Annotated in this window: 24 protein-coding genes; 23 read left to right on the top strand and 1 reads right to left on the bottom strand. The window is 60.9% G+C overall.

Translation table 11 applies throughout. From position 1 onward, the window contains the following. Positions 1-71 precede the first annotated feature (71 nt). From VMH22_11020 to VMH22_10935, 18 genes are all read left to right on the top strand, one after another. Entirely contained in the window at positions 72-1,223 is a 1,152-nt protein-coding gene (locus VMH22_11020) for an ABC transporter permease (protein ID HTW92228.1), read from the top strand. Between the two features lie 115 nt (positions 1,224-1,338). Then, the gene (locus VMH22_11015) at positions 1,339-2,466 is read left to right on the top strand and encodes an ABC transporter permease (GenBank protein ID HTW92227.1); all 1,128 of its coding nucleotides are present in this window, start codon (positions 1,339-1,341) and stop codon (positions 2,464-2,466) included. Between the two features lie 260 nt (positions 2,467-2,726). Further along, positions 2,727-3,155 carry a DUF3795 domain-containing protein gene (locus VMH22_11010; GenBank protein ID HTW92226.1) on the top strand — a complete coding sequence of 143 codons (429 nt, stop codon included), beginning with the start codon at positions 2,727-2,729 and terminating at the stop codon, positions 3,153-3,155. A 20-nt stretch (positions 3,156-3,175) separates the two neighbouring features. Then, entirely contained in the window at positions 3,176-3,607 is a 432-nt protein-coding gene (locus VMH22_11005; protein ID HTW92225.1) for a DUF3795 domain-containing protein, read from the top strand. Next, entirely contained in the window at positions 3,600-4,430 is an 831-nt protein-coding gene (locus VMH22_11000) for a DNA-formamidopyrimidine glycosylase family protein (protein ID HTW92224.1), read from the top strand. Before VMH22_11005 ends, VMH22_11000 begins: the two co-directional genes overlap by 8 nt. 13 nt (positions 4,431-4,443) lie before the next feature. Beyond that, the gene (locus VMH22_10995) at positions 4,444-5,841 is read left to right on the top strand and encodes an amidohydrolase (GenBank protein ID HTW92223.1); all 1,398 of its coding nucleotides are present in this window, start codon (positions 4,444-4,446) and stop codon (positions 5,839-5,841) included. Positions 5,842-5,919: 78 nt separating this feature from the next. Then, entirely contained in the window at positions 5,920-6,543 is a 624-nt protein-coding gene (locus VMH22_10990) for a hypothetical protein (protein HTW92222.1), read from the top strand. 59 nt (positions 6,544-6,602) lie between these two features. Then, on the top strand, positions 6,603-6,764 hold the full coding sequence (locus VMH22_10985; protein HTW92221.1) for a hypothetical protein: 162 nt from the start codon (positions 6,603-6,605) through the stop codon (positions 6,762-6,764). 12 nt (positions 6,765-6,776) lie between these two features. Continuing rightward, the gene (locus tag VMH22_10980; GenBank protein ID HTW92220.1) at positions 6,777-7,379 is read left to right on the top strand and encodes a sigma-70 family RNA polymerase sigma factor; all 603 of its coding nucleotides are present in this window, start codon (positions 6,777-6,779) and stop codon (positions 7,377-7,379) included. Beyond that, complete coding sequence (locus tag VMH22_10975; protein ID HTW92219.1) at positions 7,369-7,791, top strand: zf-HC2 domain-containing protein; 423 nt, start codon at positions 7,369-7,371, stop codon at positions 7,789-7,791. Before VMH22_10980 ends, VMH22_10975 begins: the two co-directional genes overlap by 11 nt. Beyond that, positions 7,788-8,252, top strand: a complete 465-nt coding sequence (locus VMH22_10970; GenBank protein HTW92218.1) for a hypothetical protein — start codon at positions 7,788-7,790, stop codon at positions 8,250-8,252. Before VMH22_10975 ends, VMH22_10970 begins: the two co-directional genes overlap by 4 nt. After that, entirely contained in the window at positions 8,249-8,668 is a 420-nt protein-coding gene (locus VMH22_10965; GenBank protein HTW92217.1) for a hypothetical protein, read from the top strand. The genes VMH22_10970 and VMH22_10965 overlap by 4 nt, the downstream gene beginning before the upstream one ends. 745 nt (positions 8,669-9,413) lie before the next feature. Beyond that, complete coding sequence (locus tag VMH22_10960; protein HTW92216.1) at positions 9,414-9,734, top strand: RNA-binding protein; 321 nt, start codon at positions 9,414-9,416, stop codon at positions 9,732-9,734. A 339-nt stretch (positions 9,735-10,073) separates the two neighbouring features. Continuing rightward, positions 10,074-10,376, top strand: coding sequence for a nucleotidyltransferase family protein (locus VMH22_10955; GenBank protein ID HTW92215.1), 303 nt, complete (start codon positions 10,074-10,076; stop codon positions 10,374-10,376). A 311-nt stretch (positions 10,377-10,687) separates the two neighbouring features. After that, positions 10,688-10,933: a DUF433 domain-containing protein gene (locus tag VMH22_10950; protein ID HTW92214.1), complete on the top strand. Its 246-nt coding sequence runs from the start codon at positions 10,688-10,690 to the stop codon at positions 10,931-10,933. 31 nt (positions 10,934-10,964) lie between these two features. Further along, complete coding sequence (locus VMH22_10945) at positions 10,965-11,165, top strand: type II toxin-antitoxin system HicB family antitoxin (protein ID HTW92213.1); 201 nt, start codon at positions 10,965-10,967, stop codon at positions 11,163-11,165. Continuing rightward, on the top strand, positions 11,162-11,377 hold the full coding sequence (locus VMH22_10940) for a type II toxin-antitoxin system HicA family toxin (GenBank protein HTW92212.1): 216 nt from the start codon (positions 11,162-11,164) through the stop codon (positions 11,375-11,377). The genes VMH22_10945 and VMH22_10940 overlap by 4 nt, the downstream gene beginning before the upstream one ends. A 6-nt stretch (positions 11,378-11,383) precedes the next feature. Next, the gene (locus VMH22_10935) at positions 11,384-11,611 is read left to right on the top strand and encodes a type II toxin-antitoxin system MqsA family antitoxin (GenBank protein ID HTW92211.1); all 228 of its coding nucleotides are present in this window, start codon (positions 11,384-11,386) and stop codon (positions 11,609-11,611) included. A gap of 1,026 nt (positions 11,612-12,637) precedes the next feature. Here the strand turns inward: VMH22_10935 and VMH22_10930 are convergent. Then, positions 12,638-12,922, bottom strand: a complete 285-nt coding sequence (locus VMH22_10930; protein ID HTW92210.1) for a hypothetical protein — start codon at positions 12,920-12,922, stop codon at positions 12,638-12,640. Between the two features lie 252 nt (positions 12,923-13,174). Here VMH22_10930 and VMH22_10925 point away from each other — a divergent pair, with 252 nt between their 5' ends. The 5 genes from VMH22_10925 (at position 13,175) to VMH22_10905 (ending at position 15,613) form a co-directional block, all read left to right on the top strand. Continuing rightward, positions 13,175-13,429 carry a hypothetical protein gene (locus VMH22_10925; protein ID HTW92209.1) on the top strand — a complete coding sequence of 85 codons (255 nt, stop codon included), beginning with the start codon at positions 13,175-13,177 and terminating at the stop codon, positions 13,427-13,429. Between the two features lie 45 nt (positions 13,430-13,474). Then, a complete protein-coding gene (locus tag VMH22_10920; protein ID HTW92208.1) occupies positions 13,475-13,759 on the top strand; it encodes a hypothetical protein in 285 nt (94 codons plus the stop codon). After that, positions 13,756-13,989, top strand: coding sequence for a hypothetical protein (locus VMH22_10915; protein HTW92207.1), 234 nt, complete (start codon positions 13,756-13,758; stop codon positions 13,987-13,989). The genes VMH22_10920 and VMH22_10915 overlap by 4 nt, the downstream gene beginning before the upstream one ends. 102 nt (positions 13,990-14,091) lie before the next feature. Further along, positions 14,092-14,832: a hypothetical protein gene (locus VMH22_10910; protein HTW92206.1), complete on the top strand. Its 741-nt coding sequence runs from the start codon at positions 14,092-14,094 to the stop codon at positions 14,830-14,832. Positions 14,833-15,028: 196 nt separating this feature from the next. Further along, positions 15,029-15,613 (top strand): outer membrane beta-barrel protein, encoded by a 585-nt coding sequence (locus tag VMH22_10905; GenBank protein HTW92205.1) that lies wholly within the window; start codon positions 15,029-15,031, stop codon positions 15,611-15,613. Positions 15,614-15,625: the final 12 nt, after the last annotated feature.

Genomic DNA, 15,625 nt, shown 5'->3' with positions numbered 1-15,625 from the left:
CGAAGTCGGAAATCGGGCTTCATCCTTCCGCCTTCATCCCCCATCCTTCATCCTTGCGCCGGAGACTGAGTATGCCCAGTAGGCTTGTCAATCGCGTGCGCCGCGTGCGCCCGGTCGCAGTCAAGGAAGTGCGCCAGATGCTGCGCGACCGGCGCACGCTGGCGGTGCTGCTCGGTTTCCCGATATTCATGATGCTGCTTTTCGGGTACGCTCTGAACTTCGACGTCAAACACATCCCGCTGGCTGTGCTCGACAATGACCACACCAGCCGGAGCCGCGACTTCGCCCAGAGCTTCCTGCACTCGGGGTATTTCGACCTCAGCCGATACCTGTCCAGCGAACGGGGCGTTGACGAGGTGCTCGACGGCGGGCTGGCGCAGGTCGTGCTCGTGGTGCCGGCCGGCTTCGCGGACAGCCTCGCGCGCGGCAGCAACGTGGCCGTCCAGTTAGCCGTTGACGGTTCCAACTCCAACACCGCCTCGACCGTAATCGGCTATTCCGGGGCAATCATGCAGGCCTACTCCGAGCAACTCACGACCGCGGCGCTGGTGCGCATCGGCCGGACCAACCTGGCCCTGCCGATCGACTACCGGCCGCGGGTCTGGTACAACCCGGAACTCAACAGCGCCAGCTTTCTGATTCCCGGTATCATCGTCCAGATTCTTCTGCTCATGACCGTGACCTCGACTTCGCTTTCGGTTGTCCGGGAAAAGGAACGGGGCACCATGGAGCAACTCGTGGTCTCGCCGCTGCACCCGTTGCAGGTAATCCTCGGCAAGAGCGTGCCCTACATCGTCCTTTCCCTCATCGGCGCGACCGTCATCGTGCTCTGTGGCTGGCTTCTTTTCGGCGTTGCGGTGAAAGGAAGCTGGCTCCTGCTCTTCCTTGCGACCGGGCTTTTCCTCGCGGGCGGGCTGGGCATGGGGCTCCTGATATCCACCATCGCCGGCACGCAGCGAATGGCGTACCAGTTCTCCGGGCTGCTGACGATGCTGCCTTCGTTCCTTCTTTCCGGCTGGATCTTCCCGCTGCGCAACATGCCGATTCCGGTCCAGGTCGTGAGCTACATCATTCCGGCCCGGTACTTCCTTCCGATTCTGCGGGCGATCATCATCAAGGGCGTCGGGCTCTCGACCTTCTGGCCGCAGATGGTATTTCTGCTCGTGTTCGCGGTGGCGACAATCAGCCTGAGCACGGCCCGACTGAGAAGGCAGATGTCGTGAGGACCGAACGAAATCAGAATTCAGAAACCAGAAACCAGAACTCAGAAGTCCGGATTTCGGACGCTCTGAATTCTGGACTCTGGATTCTGGAATCTAAATTCTCCGGAGGTTTGTCGTGAGGACCATCCTCCACATCATGCGCAAGGAGTTCATCCAGATCCGGCGCGACCGCCGTATGTTCATCATGTCCTTCCTCTCGCCGGTGATTCAGCTTGTCATCCTGGGCTATGCCGCCAACCTCGACGTCAACAACATCCCCCTGCTCGTCTGCGACCAGGACCGAACCGTCGCCAGCCGTCAGTTTGTCGAACGGTTCACAAGCTCGGGTCAGTTCCGCCTGGTCGGCTACGTTCAGTCGCCCAATGACATTGACCGGCCCATGGACAAGGGCTCGGCATCGCTCGCGCTGGTCCTGCCGCCGGGCTTCCAGAGCGGCATCCTGGCGCACCGCACGGTGCAGGTTCAGGCGATTGCCGACGGATCGGAAAGCAACTCGGCCGGCATCGGCCTCGGCTACGCGGCGCTCATTGTCGGGCAATACTCGCAGCAGGTACTGCTGGCGGCTTTCAGCCGAAGCGGCGCCAGCCTGAAACTGCCGTCCATCAATCCCCAGATCCGGGTCTGGTACAACCCGACCCTGCGCAGCCGCAACTACATGGTGCCCGCGGTGCTGGCGATGGTGCTCCTGATGATGACGATGATGTTCACGGGCCTCGCCATCGTGCGTGAAAAGGAAGCCGGCACCATGGAGCAACTCATCGTCACACCCATCCGGCCCTACGAGCTCATCATCGGCAAACTCGCGCCGTTCGCGGTCTTGAGCCTTGTCGACGTCGTGCTGGTCCTGGTCGTCGCCACGCTCTGGTTCCATGTTCCGCTGAAAGGGAGCATCCCGCTTCTATTCGGCCTCTGCCTCGTGTTCGAGATTGCCACGCTCGGACTGGGGCTGCTCATCTCCACCCTCGCCAAGACCCAGCAGGAAGCGACGATGACCACGCAGTTCTTTATCATGCAGCCGATGATGCAACTCTCCGGCTTTGCTTTCCCGATAGCCAACATGCCGGTGATCGTGCAGTTTGTCACGTATTTCCTGCCCCTGCGCTACTTCATGACCATCATCCGGGGTATCTTCCTCAAAGGTGTGGGCATGGCGAGTCTCTGGCGTGATGCCCTCTCGCTCTTCGTGCTCGGGTGCGTGATACTCGGTATCGCCATCTCCCGCTTCCGCAAGCGACTCGGCTGATCCGGCGCACAGCAGCCGGGTTCTGGGGCCAGGGGTTCTGGCCGGCCAATCTGCGCCATCTGCGTAATCTGCGGATGTCCTTTCCGAATCCTCAATTCTGCATTCTGCTTTCTGATCTCTGATTTCTGGATTATCCGGGTCCTGTATCCGTGTCCATCTGCGTTTATCCGTGGTTGCCCAGTCCGGTCCGCAATTCTGAATTCTGACTCGTCCAGTTCTGTGAATCCTTGACTTCCGGCGGTTTCCGCCGATTCTATCCAATGGCTAGACAGATGATTGCCTACTGCGGCATTGACTGTGCGAAGTGCCCGGGTTACAGGTTTCCGCGGCTGGGCGAGAAGCTGCACATGAAGGGCCTCTTCCAGGCGATGCTGAAGTCCGGTATGAAGCGGGCGCGCAAGCAGCGACAGCCCAAGCTGGCCGAAGGTCAGAAGGTAGAGGACCTCTACGAAGACCTGAGTCGCGACATCATCTGCGACGGGTGCGCGACGATTGATGCGAGGTGCCTGAAGGGGTGCCTGCAGTGTCCCGTGCGTTGCTGCGCGATGGAGATGGGCGTCGCAAACTGTGGGCGCTGTCCGAAGTATCCGTGCGAACAACTGCAGTCGGCCTGGAAGTCGTCGGTGTTCAAGGGCCAGCGGGAGCGGCTGGAGAAGCTGCGAGCGAAGCAGGGCTCGTCAGCCAGGTGAAGGAGACATGGGTGGAGAAGATGACGGGTTACTGCGGGTACAACTGCGACCTGTGTGCGGCGCGGTCGGATGACCCGGCCGTGCGGCAGAAGCTGGTTGACGGCTGGCGCAAGCTGTTCGGCCATCAGATGTACACTGTCGAGAACGTCCGCTGCGACGGGTGCCGCAGCGACGGCAGGCTGGCCGACAAGTCGTGCACGGCCCGGCCATGCGCGAAGGAAAATGGCGTCGAGAGTTGCGGTCTGTGTGCTGATTTCCCGTGCAAGAACGTGAGACCACTGATGGGCAACAAAGAAGGCCTGTTGCTCTACTGCTATCCGCGCACCGCTGACCTGACTGAGGAGGAATACGAACTCTGCATGCGCCAGTTCGCGGGCATGGAGAACCTGATTCGCATTATGGTCGAGAACGGACGGCTGCCCGCATGGCTTACGCAGAGGCGCGATGTTTGAGCTTCCCGAGTGCGCGACGCTTGCCCGGCAGATGAGCGAGACCCTGCGCGGCAAGATCGTCGAGCGAGGACGGCTCGGTAACTCGCCGCACAAGTTCGTCTGGTACAACCGCAAACCGGCCGAGTTCGAGCGCCTGACCAAGGGAAAGAGAGTCGGCTCCGCCAGCGCCCGGGGACGCTGGATGATGGTCCCGCTCGAACCGGGCTATGTTCTCGTGCTCGGCGAGTGTGGCGGCCGTCTGCTGTACCACGAGCCCGGCGCGGACCTGCCGGGGAAGTACCACCTGCTGCTTCAGTTCGAGGACGCGTCGGCCCTTTCGGTCACGACCCAGATGTGGGGCGCGATGGAGCTGTTCGAGCAAGGCAAGGAGCGGGAGCGGAAGTACATCAAAGGGATGCGGCGCACGCCGGCGGACAAGGAATTCACGTTCGCCTACTTCACCGGGCTGGTGGACGAGCTGCTTGAAGGCGAGAAGCGAAGCGTGAAAGGGCTGCTCACGCAGGAGCAGTTGATACCGGGTCTGGGCAATTCGGTGGCGCAGGACATCATGTTCCGGGCCGGGCTGCACCCGCGTCATGCGCTTGCCGAGCTATCGCCGGCGCAGCGCCGCACGCTGCACGATGCCATCATCAAGACCGTGCGCGAGGTCATCGCCAAAGGCGGTAGGTCCGACGAGCTCGACCTGTTCGGCCGCCCGGGCCGATACGAGCGCATCATGTCGGCTGACACCGCAGGAGAACCCTGCCCCCAATGCGGTAAGAAGATCGAGAAGATTGCCTATCTCGGAGGAGCGTGCTACCTCTGCCCGAAGTGCCAGGCGTAGGATGGCGGCGGAAATGATAGAGCTTGACGACAGCCTTGTCTCCTGGGTTAGGAATCTCAGGCGCTGGTTCCACCACCATCCGGAGCCGAGCTTCGATGAACACAAGACGCAGGACAAGATCGTGGAAATATTGAACGGGCTTGGCATCGAGAATCGTCGGGCAGGCCAGACCGGCGTGATTGCCGACATCCGCGGCAATGGAACCGGAAGGACAGATGAACCACCGATGCACTGCCTGACAGGGGCCTCGGGGGCCAACACGGATAACCGGGCAGATGTCCCCGACAAAGCCATCTGTGTTCATCAGTGTCCATCCGTGGTTAGTCGGTCGCGTCGTATCGCGCTCCGTGCCGACATGGACGCGCTCCGGATTCAGGAGGCCGAAACCAGTCTGAACCGCGATTACCGTTCGGAGAACGCGGGCGTGATGCATGCCTGCGGACATGACGGGCACATGGCGATTCTCTTGGGCGCGGCGCGCTGGCTGCAGGAACACCGGGACAAGCTCGCGGGCAACGTCCGGCTCATCTTCCAGCCGGCCGAGGAAGTGCCGCCGGGAGGCGCGGGCCGGATGATCGAGGCAGGCTGTCTGGACGACGTCGATGCAATCATCGCGGTCCACATCTTCGGAAACATGCCGCTGTCGCGAATCGGATTCCGTGCCGGGCCGTTCATGGCCGCGACCCGCACATTCAAGGTGACCATCAAGGGCAAGCCCGGACATCACATGTGCCCGCAAGACAACATTGACCCCATACAGATTGCAGCCCGCTTCATCAGCACGATCCAGACCGACATTCGTCAGCGGCTCAGCCCCAACTCGCGTTACGTGCTCGGATTCGGGGAGGTCCATTCCGGCATGCAGCATAACCAGACTCCGGGCGAGGCCAAGGTTGTTGGAACATTCCGGGCCTATGACGTGCGCGACTCGGAAACAATCGCCGCTGCCATCCGGTCAAATCTCGACGGCCTGATGCTCGTCTATGGCCGCGAAAATGGGGAAGGTACCACGCAGACTTGGGGACAGACCCGCGCCGAGTCCGACGCAGGCGCTTCGTCGGCCTGTCCCCGGCCTCCCAGCTACACACTTGACGCGGAACCCGCCTACCCGCCGCTGGTCAACAACCCGGTGTTTACGAAGCACGCGGCCGAGGTCCTGAAGGCGCATTTTGCGAGCGTTGACGACGACATGGAGCCGAACCTCGGCGGCGAGGATTTCGCCTGCTACGTCGAGCGCGTTCCGGGCATGTTCCTGTTCCTCGGCGGCGGCAACCCCGCTCGCGGCATCACCGCCATGAACCACTCCGACCGTTTCGATATGGACGAAGCCGTGCTGCCCACCGGCATCAAGGTCCTGCTGACCGTCACCACCGATTTCCTGCACAATCCCGCGCCGTATCTGGGCGAATAGTCGCCCCGCGGCCGACCGGCCGGCACTCAGGCTTGACATCACACCAGCACTCGTTACACTTCCCCCAAAGGAGGTCCCATGCCTGTGAAACGTCTGTATGCCCTCGCGGCGGTCGCAGCCGTCGCCCTGCTGAGCACGAGCTGCAACTCCAAGGCCGGTTCCGTGTTTCCCTTAACCGTCGGTAACGTGTGGAACTTCTCGACGTACATGCTATCCGGAACCACGGGAAGCCTCGACACCGCGTCCACCGGCACCACAGTCCTGACCGCGCTGCAAAACGCCACCCTCGTAAACGGCAAAGCGGTCGTGAAGTTCAAGCAGGACATCTCGACGCACACGAAGACGCCCGACACGACCACCACCACGACCGTCTACCTCTATGTGGCCGAGGTGAACGACACCATACGGGTCTTCGTGGACACCACCGACACGACCGGCACACCCTTGATCACCTCGGACCCGGCTGCCGGCCAGACGTGGTCTGAGGGCGGTTCGACAGCCACGGTCGTCGGCCAGGAAGACGTGACGGTGACTGCCGGAACCTACAAGGGAGCATGGAAGGTGAAACTGAGCAACAGCGGCTTTGACACTTACCAGTGGTTCGCAAATGGCACCGGACTGGTCAGGACCTACTACGACCATACGGTCGGCAACGCGGAGACGGTTTCCGACCAGGAACTCACCTCGGCTACCATCAAGTAGCTACGGCTGCTCCCGGCTCGACGCCCTCTCTAACCAGGAGGGCGTTTTTTGCAGCCGGTATGAGCCGACTCCGCCGGTTCGACATCGACTTCCTCGGCAACTCCGGGCCGTACGTCGCCCGGCAGTCGCCGCTGGAGGCAGCCGATGAGAAGGAAGCGCCCTACCGGCGCGATTGGATGTCCGTCCCCGCGAGAGATGCGGCGCGGTGGTGTGTCTACTAGATTGTGAACGAGATGGATGACGGGCAACTGGTCGCGCAGGCGCAGGCCGGGGACCTGTCGGCGTTTGACGAACTGGTCCGTCGGCACCACGTTTCGGTCTACTGTTACCTGTATCGGACGTGCCGGAACGGCGCCGAAGCCGAGGAGATGACTCAGGTTGCGTTTGTCAAGGCATGGGAAGCACTTAGGGGATTCAGGGGTCAGGCGAGTTTCAAGACCTGGCTGTTCCGGATTGCGACCAATCTCTGTATCAACCGGCTTTCGCGCCGCAAGCCGTCGGACCCGGTGTCTGAGGAAATACCGGCTCCGCGTCGTGATGAGCCGGAAGAGGCACTGAGGCAGCGCCTGCTCTCGGAGCGCATCGGCCGCGCGCTCGAGGCTTTGCCCGCAGACCAGCGTTCGGCCCTCGTGCTTTCCATCTACGAAGAGATGAGCCACGAAGAGATTGCCGCGGCGATGGGCCGCAGCCCGGCCTCGGTGAATTCGCTGCTGTACCGGGCGAGGATTGGAGTCAGACGGGCGCTTGAGGACGTGCATGCCCGGGACCTGACACGGACGTCGGCGATAGACAATCGGGAGTCGTGTGTCTACGAATGTGAAGAACATGAAGTGTGATAAAGAGAAGCTCGTAAGCCTGGCCGACCGCTGCCTGAGCGAACACGAAGCCCGGGCAGTCGAAGAGCATGTGGCCGGGTGCGCTAACTGCAGGCAGGAGCTGGAGTTGCTGAAGAGCGACGCCGCAATGCTCCGCCAGGAACCGAAACCGGAAGTACCTGCTTATCTTGCGACCCGCATCATAGCCGGGGTCAGACAGCGCCAGGTGCAGGCCGGGCCGTGGTTGATTGCGACCCCGGTCGGACAGCGCGGGCTGAGCCGGATTTGGGCAAGGGCCGCGGCAGTCGTGCTGGTCGCGCTCGGGGTCTGGCTCGGGACCGCGCTCGCCCGCGCGACGGTCGGTCCGCAGCAGAGCTTCGCCGACCGGCTCGCGCAGGTCGGCCTTGAATTGCCAAACGGGGAGGACAAGTGAAACATCGATGGCTCTATCTCTTGCTCGTGCTGTCGCTTGCCGTCAATGCCGGCGTGCTGGGGTTCTACGGTCTGGAGAAGTACCGGGACTGGCGGATCGACCAGCAGAGTATGGCCAGGATCTTCAAGCCCGGCACCACAAGACGCCAGGTCTGGGGGGCGCTTGCCGACTTTGAGAAGGCCCGTGCGCCATGGTACGATACCATGAGCGCGGCGACCAAGGAACTGGGGTTTCTTGCCGAAGAACCGAACCCGGACTCCGTGCGGGTGAGTAACGTGCTCGACCGGATCGCCAGGTCCCACCGGGAAGTGAGCAGGTTGCTGCACGAATTCGAGCGGGGGACCACCCGCCTTCTGCGCCAAGACCAATTCGAGCTCGAGCGGAAGATGGAGCGGGCGTATCTCGACTCCATGCTCATGGCGGAGTCGAGCGGGGTCACGAAAGATGGAGGTGCGAGGTGAGACCGAGATGGGTAATGGTTCTGCTCGTGGTTTCGCTGGCCGGGAACGTGGCGGAGCTGGGCGTTTACGCCTGGGCCCAGTGGCAGCGCCTGCACAAATGGGACCGTTTCTATGCATCGCTCCAGAAGGACGCGCCAACGTGGAGCCGGATGGTGGTCGTGGACAGCTTCCGGCCGGAGATGAGGCGGCTGGAGAACCACATAAGCAGATGGTCCGTGGAATCTAGCTGGCAGAACTTCCAGCAGCCGCCGGACACGGCGATTGACCGGACAGCGCTCGACAGCATCGCGAGCCTCACCCGACAGGAGTACTACCTGATGTACCAATCGCGCCGAGCATTACCGGGGGTCGGAGACGAGAAACTCCGACAGCGGATGGAGAAACGCTGGCGCGGACAGATGGGCCTCGGCAACTGACCGACCCGAGAACGCCGCGCAGTGCGTGCAGAGCAACGAAGATGGCAGCTCCGGAAGCAATCCTCCGAGCAAACCGGAGAGCAACGGTCAGAGCTGCCTCGGGAGTAACCCGGACGGGAACCCACGGACTTACTCGGGCCGTAACGCTCCGACCAACCCGGAGAGGAACCGGTGGAGCAACGGGTAGACTAACCCTGAGAGCAAACCGGAGGGCAACCGGTGAAGCAACCCGGCGAATTCCGGTGGAGGTTCATCCGGGAATTGCGGTGGAGATAACCCCCCTGTCTACTGTCTACTGAATCCTGTCTACTATCTGCAGGGTAATCCCCCGGGCGGGGGAGGAGATCTTGGGCGAAATGGGGCTAGGGACTTGAGATTACGTAGCTTAGGACGGATTTCGGCCGCGCGTAGAATGATACTGATTCGACTCATTGCCGACCGGCGCGGCGCTTGGCGCCTCCGGATCCTGTCTCTCGACTTACCTCGGCAGCTCCGATGCCGGGTTTCTGACTTCTGATTCATCCGGCGTCCGCACTCTCACGCTGGCAAAACTTAACTTGACATGGATGAATTTTCGGTTAATATCAGCAGTCGGTCGCAACCGGGGCCTCGCCGCCGACGTAATGTAAGACATGGCCCCACAGCCGCTTGTGTCCCGTTCCGGTCCTGTGAGTTCGTGAGCTTCGTTTCACCGCTCTCCTAGATCCAGACGATTCCCAAGCACAACAAGTTCGGAGGTTCTATAATGGGTACGCGCGTTTTCATAGGGAATCTTCCCTTCAGCGCAACCGAAGACCAGCTCCGCCAGCTCTTCTCGACGCATGGCGAAGTGTCGTCAGTCAGCATAGTGAAAGACAAGTTCACGGACCGTTCCCGGGGATTTGCATTCGTGGAGATGAGCAACGCCGACGCGGCCACCGCCGCGATTGCGGCCCTGGCCAACCATTCGATGGACAACCGTCCGCTCACCATCAACATTGCGCGCGAGCGCACTGAGGGCGGTTCACGCGGCGGTTACGGCGGGCGCTCGCAAGACCGCTCCAGCGGCTCCGGCACGCGCTGGTAATACCAGCCGGATTTCAATCAGACGGGCGGGGCAACCCGCCCGTTTCGCTTCGCGCGCGGGCCAACCGCCGGCGGGAAGCCGCCGGCCACTATGGCGGAACCGACAGCTACACCAAGACACAGAGACACCAGGAGGGCTAACCACAGATGAACACGGATGAACACAGATTCTCAGAGCCGATCACTCGACCACCTGACCACTGGACCACTAACTCTTGCCCACTGCACTCTGCCATCTGGACACTCATCACTGCCGCCGAAGGCGGCCCCTGAACCTATGATCGCGCAAGCCTGTTTCGTCCCACATTGACTTCTGTCGGATGAATAGCTACACTGAGGCATGAGTCCGAAACTGAGGTTTGACCGACAGAAGATTGCCGAGTTGTGCCGGCGCTACGGCGTGGCCGAGTTGGCGTTGTTCGGCTCGGTGCTGCGCGACGACTTCCGAGCCGACAGTGACGTCGACATACTGGTGTCGTTCGGCACGGAGGTCCATCCCAGCCTGCTTGAGTTGGTCGAACTGCGTGAGGACCTTAAGGACATCTTCGGCCGGGAAGTCGACCTGGTTGAGCGTGCCGGCCTGCGCAACCCGTTCCGCCGGCGGGCGATTCTCTCGACGGCGGAGGTCGTATATGCTTCCTGAAGACCGGGACGTCGCCCTGCTTTGGGACATGCGTGAAGCCTGTCGTTCGGTTGCGGAATTCGTCGCCGGCGCCTGATCCGACCTGACCTTCCTTCGGCCCACCGCCGTCCGCGCACTCTGTCCCTGGGTCTCTCGATCCCTTTCCTTGGCACTTCTGCCATCTAACATCTCTCATCTAACATCTCACTTCGTCGGTAGTCCCTCCGCCGCTGGAATCCTGGAATCCTCGACCCCTGGACCCCTCGCCGTCCCTGCGCACTTTCCTTGACAGCCGTCTTGAACCCGGCGATACTCTACTCAGGATGAATGCCATGAAGGCCGACAATGACAGACTCATCGTTTCCGACCCGAGCATCATGATGGGGAAGCTGGTCATTGCCGGTACGCGTATCACGGTCGAGCTGATTCTCGAAAAGCTCGCAGCGGGCGAAACGGTCGATGATATCCTGACGGCGTACCCGCGGCTGACCGCTGATGCGATCAGGGCGGCCCTTTCCTTTGCCGCCGCGGCCCTGCGCGCCGACGTTGTCTACCCCCTGGCCCCGGCCGTGTCTTGATGCTGCTCACCGACGAGAGACTGGAGCGTGAATGAAGATTGAGATAGATCGAGAAGACGACGGACGCTGGCTAGCCGAGGTCCCCGACCTGCCCGGCGTCATGGCGTACGGTCCGGACCGGGCGACGGTGATAGCCAACGTCAAGGCGCTGGCCCTGCGGGTTCTTGCCGACAGAATTGAACACGGCGAGGAAATCCCGGCGCTCCGGGAAGTATTCGCCGTGCCTGCATGAGCGCTTGGCCTTCAACCAAGGCCAATCGGGTCCTCGCCGGATTGCTTCGCATCGGGTGGGTCATCAAACGACAATCGGGAACGTCTCAGCGCGTGCTCAGCCGACCCGGCTGGCCTGACTTCCTGTTCGCTTTCCACGACCAAGAGGAAATCGGCCCGCGGATGCTGGCCCGAATCGCCAAACACAGCGGCCTCACTCCCGAAGACCTCTGAAGTGCTATGAAGTGCGTCGTGTGCAAACAAGCCGAGACCCGGCCGGGAACGGCCACTGCCACGCTGGAACGCGACGGCCTCACGGTCGTCCTCAAGGGCGTTCCGGCTCAAGTCTGTCCCAACTGCGGTGAGGACTACGTCGAGCAGGCCATTGCCGACCGGCTGCTCAAAGAGGCGGAACAGACCGCGCGCAACAGCACCCAGGTCGAAGTCCGCCAGTTTGCAGCGGCCTAACCGCCCACCGCCGTACATCGTTCTCACGTCCATCGTTGCTCGTTCCCGTCGGGACTGCTGACTTCCAGCGTCTGACATCTGAGTTCTGCGCTACGCCTCACCGCCGTTTTGCCTTTTGGCCTTTGGCCTTTGCCTTTTGGCTTCGCTCTGCACTCTAGCTTCTCGCCTCTGGCTTCTCGCTTCGCCCGCTTCCTTCCACTCGATCCCTCAATCTCTCTATCCCTCTATCCCTTTCCTCTCCACTTCTGCATTCTGGTTTCTGGTCTCTGGCTTCTGAATTCGATTGTCCTTCGCACGACCCCCAAGCACGTAGCTCAAAGCCGTGCTGAAAGCTCGTCAGAAAGCTCATCGGAAAGCTCCTCAAGAAGCTCCCCCGAAAGCTCAGTCGAAAGCTTCTTCGAAAGCTCATTCCATCGCTCATTTTAGAGCTCGCCTCATCGCTTCGTGCATTGCTTACGTCAAAGCTCAACGCATCGCTTCTCACATTGCTTGCTTCAAAGTTCAGTCGAAAGCTCGCGTCAAAGCTCCTCTCAATGCTCCCTTCAAATCTGCTTCTTAACCTTAGCCTTAACCTTAGCCTATTCCTTCTTCGAAGGCTAGCCCCCAGGCGACCCCTATGTGCGGATTCTCCGTGACCCGATAGTGCCTAACCGACCGAGAGTAATTGAGTTACGCTCGGTTGGCGAGAGTCATTAAACCTTCAGTTCTTTTCGCCCTCTCGGTGAACCCGGAGTCCGTCCGTTCGTCGTTCCACGTCCCCGGTTCTGACTCTTGGCTCTTGGCCTCTGTCTTTTGACTTCGTCCCCGCCGTCGTGTCCCAAGTCGTTCCCGTTCGGGCATTTCTGGTTTCTGAATTCTGGTTTCTGAATTGTCCGGTCTTCTCTGTCCCCTGGACGGCTGGGGGAGTCCTTGCCCCTTGTGCGGCACCCGTCCCAGCCCTCGTTTCCGCACGTGTCACAGCACCTGTTCCGACCCTCGTCCTCGCACCTGTTACAGCGCCCGTTTCTGCCCTCGTTCCTGCGTCTGTTACAGCGCCTGTCCCAGCCCTCGTTTCCGCACCTGCAACAGCCACCGTTCCAGCCCCTGTCCCGGCACCCGTAACAGCACCCGGCCCTGCTGCCGCAACGGCTTCCGTGCCTGCGTCCGTAACAGCGCCAGTTCCAGGCCCCGAAACAGCGTCCGTTCCGGCCCACGTTCCCGCACTCGTAACAGCCGCAGTTCCTGTCTCTGAAACGGTATCCAGCCCTGCGCCAGACCCATCTTTCCAGCGCCCCGCCGTTCGACCACTACCTGTAGATGCCCGCCAACCATCGCAAGGTCGCCCTCCCGCAGTTCTGCATTCTGCTTTCCGCTCTCTGAATTCTGAATTATCCCTCGCCGCCGCCCTGCCTTCTGGCTTGCTCCATCTTGCTCCTTGCTCCGCCACGCCCGGCTTTCTGATATCTGGTTTCTGGTCTCTGATCTCTGACTTATCCCGGTTCTTAGGTATGCTACTTCTATAGTGTAGACTTCTAAGCTGCCTCGTGGTACGATCCCGGCGTGCCTACGCACAAAGGAGAATGCATGCATGGAACCGTGATCGTGGAGTCCCTGTATCACAGGGACCAGTTTGACGACTGGGTAGGCGGAGGAGAACTGCGCGTCGGTTCATCAATTTGTCGCTGGAGTGCCTACAACAGCATGAATGGTTTCGGCTGGGACATTGAACCCGTTGCCGAGGAACACGGTTGGTCTGACCTATCTGAAGAGGAAGCCGAAAGAGCGGTAGCGGCGATAGAGCACGTTCTGCAAACGCACAGGTACGAGTACGCGGTCTGAGCCAACGAGCCGGATTCAGCGTTGATTGACGCAAGGAGGACTTCTGTGAGCAAGCCCGAACGAGCTTTCATCTTCCTGACATTAGAGGGGTACACGTATCAGCCAGGCTCCGAATCTGCCATGCCGGACGTTGAGAACGTCCAGATGCTCGGAATCGCCTCCGGCCCACAGGCCTCGGCCGCGTTCGAACGTTTGGCCGAAGAAAACCCGTGGCTGCGCGATACGTCGTTCGACGAGGTCTACTGCTACGAGCTTGCCCGTGACTTCGCGGCCAGTAGGGCCGAGTTCAGCCTGGATGCTGCATACCAACGTCAGAAGGCGCAGACGTGATGCGAGTAGCTTTGGAACCAATCGTCACAGCCGACTTCTATCACCTGGAGGAGTGGCGGCTGGCGCGCGGCGCGGCGCGCAAGAACCGCACCAGCATCTACTCGTGGAAGACTTCGGGTCGCGCCAACTGGCTTGAACGCGGGTACTCCTGCGTGGACTGCCTCGGTCTTGTCGAACTGCCGCAGGGCCTGCCGGACGAAATCCCGATGCTCGACGACGGGCCGGCATAACTGCGGACCTCCCTTCCCGCCTAGCTTGACTGTTACCGTTCGCGGCCTAGATTTGACCGTGGCCGAGACACAAGTCCGAAGGCCGGCCAGAACGGAGGACCGATGAAGACGCAGATTGACGCAGTTGCCGAGGCAATGAGGCGTAATGGCGGGTTCGCAACGTTGCGCTACCTTTACGAACACGCGCTGGAGGTCGAGGACGTTAAGTGGAAGACCAAGACCCCATTTGCGTCCATGCGGCGCATCGTGCAGCAGTCCGAGTTGTTCTTCAAGGTCAAACCCGGCCTCTGGGCGCTGTGTGAGTGCCGCGACCGCCTGCCGCAGGACATCCGTGCGATGATGCAGAATCCCGATGACAGAACCACGCAAGGCGCAGAGCTTTCCCATTCCTACTATCAAGGACTTGCTCTGGAGCTTGGACATCTCAAAGGCCATCAGACTTACGTCCCCGCGCAGGATGGAAACCGTCTCTGCGCCGGACGTCCGCTGAAGGAAATCGCCGACACGACGAGCATCCCTGAGTTCACCTATGACCGCGTCCTACGTTCCGTCCGTATGATCGACGCCGTGTGGTTCAACTCCCGAGGGTTTCCCGCCAGCGTCATCGAAATCGAGCATACGACCGACTTCCGGGGAGCATTCGAGAAGTTCTCGGAGTTGGTTGACTTCCGCGTAGACATGATTGCCGTGGGGCACTCTGCCCGACGGCGCCAGTTCGAAGACGTCATCGGCCGCACAGTGTATGAGCCGCTACGGACCCGCGTGCGTTACCTGGACTACGAACACCTGGCCATGTTACACTCAAGTACGCTGAGCCTTTCGGAAGTCGAGAAGAACACATAGTCGGGATGTCTCAAACGCGGATGCCCATTTGACACGCCCGGCTAAGCCGCTACCATGTCCGATGGAACCCGGACCCTCGGCTCTGACGGAGATAGCGTGGTAAGATGTCTCCGAAACTCCCCCGTGCTACGCATCCCATCGCGCGCCATTCAAGGAGGTAATTGACATGGGTCGGAATGTAGTCGCCGTAATGCTCATGTTAGCGGCCGTCTCTACGACTCGGGCCAAGTTGTACGAAGGCGCAGGCATCGTCGTCGGTGCAGGGCTCTCGTCTCTGAACACTCCACTCGCAGATGATTACCACAGACGTCTGGGTCCACAGGCCGGCGTGATGGTGGACCTCGCGTCCTCATACCTGCGAGTTGAACTTCACTACCTGCAACGGGGCCAGTACGTAGAAACGGATGTGGTGAACGAGAACGGCGATTTCTTGGGCCGCTACCGCGATGACATGTGGGCTGACTACTTGACCGTGCCGGTTATGGTGCGGTTCATTGCCAACTTGAAGCTAGCGAACCTCTTCATCACTGCCGGTCCAAGGATGGATATCCTGCTCGGCTATGCGCAATCGTCCGGGGTCTACACGGTGCTGCTGGATGAAAGCCACTTCCAACCGGTGAATGTCGGCGGTAACTGGGGTATCGGTGCCATCGTCCATCTGCACGATGTCACGGTTGTCCCCGAGGTACGCATGTCGTATACCTTCAATGATGCGTATCGGTCACAGGCGGTGTCGCTGTACCCATCGGCAATTGAGGCGGTCTTGGGCATCCGGTTCTAGCTCGGCTGGTTG

Source organism: bacterium (assembly GCA_035505375.1).
Lineage (GTDB): Bacteria > Hydrothermota > Tepidihabitantia > Tepidihabitantales > Tepidihabitantaceae > UBA2258.
Note: the sequence above shows the minus strand (reverse complement) of the source record. Positions and strands in the feature narration are given on the sequence as shown.